The organism is Rhodoferax sp. (genome assembly GCF_039922535.1).
Classification (GTDB): Bacteria; Pseudomonadota; Gammaproteobacteria; order Burkholderiales; family Burkholderiaceae_C; genus Rhodoferax_B.
In genome coordinates, this window is record NZ_JBDTEM010000252.1 from 1 (window position 1) to 2,832 (window position 2,832).

Annotated in this window: 2 protein-coding genes; one reads left to right on the top strand and one right to left on the bottom strand. The window is 65.5% G+C overall.

Features of this window, described 5'->3' with window-relative positions:
• Window positions 1-1,006 (bottom strand): cystathionine gamma-synthase family protein (locus ABI213_RS11685; protein WP_348027211.1); only part of this gene is annotated, 1,006 nt, incomplete at its 3' end.
• Between the two features lie 171 nt (window positions 1,007-1,177).
• Between ABI213_RS11685 and ABI213_RS11690 the strand changes: the two genes are divergently transcribed.
• Entirely contained in the window at window positions 1,178-2,647 is a 1,470-nt protein-coding gene (locus tag ABI213_RS11690; RefSeq protein WP_348027213.1) for an aldehyde dehydrogenase (NADP(+)), read from the top strand.
• Window positions 2,648-2,832 lie beyond the last annotated feature (185 nt).

The window sequence follows — 2,832 nt, forward strand, 5'->3', positions numbered from 1 at the left end:
CGGTCAGCTCAAACGACAGCAGCCACGACCCGGCGCTGAAATGCGCTTTGGCGCGCGCGTGCTGCGGGTGCGATTCCAGCATCGGGTAATGCACTTTGACGACGGCCGGATGGGCTTCCAAAAACTGCGCCAATGCCATGGCCGTGGCGCTGCTGTGCGCCACGCGCAGGGCCAGAGTTTCGGCCCCCAGGGCGATCTGGTGGGCGTGCTCGCTCATCAGTGAGGCGCCCATGTCGCGCAGGCCTTTTTTGCGGATCTGCTGCAGGCCCCACTGGCGCGGGTCGCCCTTGCGGTAGTTGGCAAAAATGGCCGGATAGCTGCTCCAGTCGAACAGGCCGGTGTCGGTGACCGCGCCGCCCATGGCGCTGCCGTGGCCTGCGATGGTCTTGGTCAGTGCGTTGACCACCAGGCTGGCCCCCACGGTCTTGGGTTTGAACAGCACCGGCGAGGTGATGGTGTTGTCCACCACGTAGACCAGCTTGTGCGCCTTGCACACCGCAGCTATGCCCACAAAGTCAGGAATCTGCGTGCCAGGGTTGGCGATGGTTTCCACAAACACCATGCGGGTGTTGGCTTGGACCGCAGCGGCCACGGCGGCGGCATCGGTCGCATCTACCGTGGTCACTTCAATCCCTAAGCCGCGCAGCGTGCCAAAGATGCTGTTGGTGTTGCCAAATACGTAGCGGCTGGCCACCAGGTGGTCGCCGGCGCGCAGCAGGGTTAAAAAGATGCCGCAAATCGCGCCCATGCCGGTGGCAAAGCAGACGCTGCCCAGGCCGTCTTCCATCTTGGTGATCTTGGCCTCTAGCGCCGCCGTGGTGGGCGTGCCCTGGCGGGCATAGTTGTAGGCACCCTTGAGCGTGCCCTGGAACACGCCGATCAAATCTTCGACCTTGTCAAACCCGTACTGCACCGAGGTGTGCACAGGCATATGCACCGCGCCGTTCTCCACCCCAAAGGCCTTGTCACCGTGAATAATCGTGGTGGTAAATCCTTGCGTCGCCATGTTGTTTTCCTTGAATTCGTATCAGTAGAGGCAATTAAATCATCCCTCCGGGCCACTACCCACAGCCCGGTTCAGGCCTATGCCGGTGTTACATTTTGCCTTCGCGGCCCTGCGACCCTTTTTCGCCCCTGCTCCGGCCCCCTTCTTACAACCTACCCCCTTATGACTACCATGCTGCAATCTATCGAAGCCCGCACCGGCACCGCCGTCGGCACACAATGGTCCGAATCCACCCAGGCCGATATTGACCAGACCGTGGCCGCCGCCGCCGCTGTGGCCGATGCTTTTGCCGCCACCTCGGCCGCCCAGCGCGCCAGCCTGTTGCGCGCCCTGTCCACCGCCTTGGAAGCCGAGCGCGCCACCCTGGTGGCCCTGGCCGACCGCGAAACCGGCCTGGGCCTGCCCCGCCTGAACGGCGAACTCGACCGCACCACCTTCCAGCTGCGCGGCTTTGCCGATGTGCTGGAGGCTGGCACGGTGCACGCTTATGTAGACGATGCTGCGGTGGCCGGTCCGCCCCCCGTAGGCCGCCCGCACCTGGCCCGCGTGCGCGTGCCGGTGGGTCCGGTGGCGATGTTCTCGGCCAGCAACTTCCCGTTCGCCTTCTCGGTGCTCGGTGGCGACACCGCTGCAGCGTTGGCCGCCGGTTGCCCGGTAGTTGTCAAAGGCCACCCCGCACACCCCGAGCTGTCGCGCGTCACGGCGGCTCTGGCCCAGCGCGTCGTAGCCGAGCAAGGCCTGCCCGCAGGCGTGTTCGGCTTCGTGCAAGGCGGCTCCATCGAGGTGGGCGTGCAATTGGTGCAGGCCCCGGCGATTGCCGCTGTGGCCTTTACCGGTTCGTTCAAAGGCGGCACCGCGCTGGCCAAAATCGCCGGTGACCGCCCCCGCCCCATCCCCTTCTACGGCGAACTGGGTTCGGTGAACCCGCTGGTGGTCTTGCCCGCAGCCGCCGCCAAAAACGGTACCGAGCTGGCGGCCACGCTGGCCGGTTCGATCTGCGTCGGTGCAGGCCAGTTCTGTACCAGCCCTGGCATCATCCTGGTGCAAAAAGATGCGGCGTCGGATGCATTCATCACCGCCTTCGCCGCCGCCCTGCAGGCCTTGCAGCCACACGCCATGCTGTCTTCCACCATCCGCTCCACCTTCGACAAGGGCGTGGCCCGCTGGCGCGCCGACGCGGCCCTGACTCCGCTGGTAGCCGATGTGTCGGATGCGGTCACGCCCCGCCCCTTCCTGGCCGAAGTACAGGCCGCCGACTTCATCGCCAGCCACGCGCTGCACGAAGAGGTGTTTGGGTCTGCCGCGCTGGTGGTGCGTGTGGCCTCGGTCGATGAAACTATCGCCGTACTGCGTGCCATTGGCGGCACGCTGACCGTCACGCTGTGGGGTGCCGAGGTGGAAGACGAGTCCACCCGCAACCTGGTGCGCGCCGCCACCCAGGTCGCGGGCCGCGTGCTGTTTGCGGGCGTACCCACCGGCGTAGCCGTGACCGGTGCGCAGCAACATGGTGGCCCCTACCCGGCCGCCACCCAGCCCTTCACCACCTCGGTCGGCTATGCCGCGCTGGACCGCTTCCTGCGCCCCGTGGCCTTGCAGGACGCACCGGCCTGGCTAGCGGAACGCAAGGGCGTTCCCTGCTGATCCCATTGCTACGCAATGTATAGCTGCCAGCGCAGACACTACCTGCGCTGGAGCCTTTAAAAGCTTGTAAATTGACGGCATAAACAAGCTGCCCACAGCACGCACCTGGGGGTAAGATATTTGACGCATCCGGCTGTGCACACCGCGCAGCCCGATGGACCTCGCCACGGGGAACGTCATGGCCG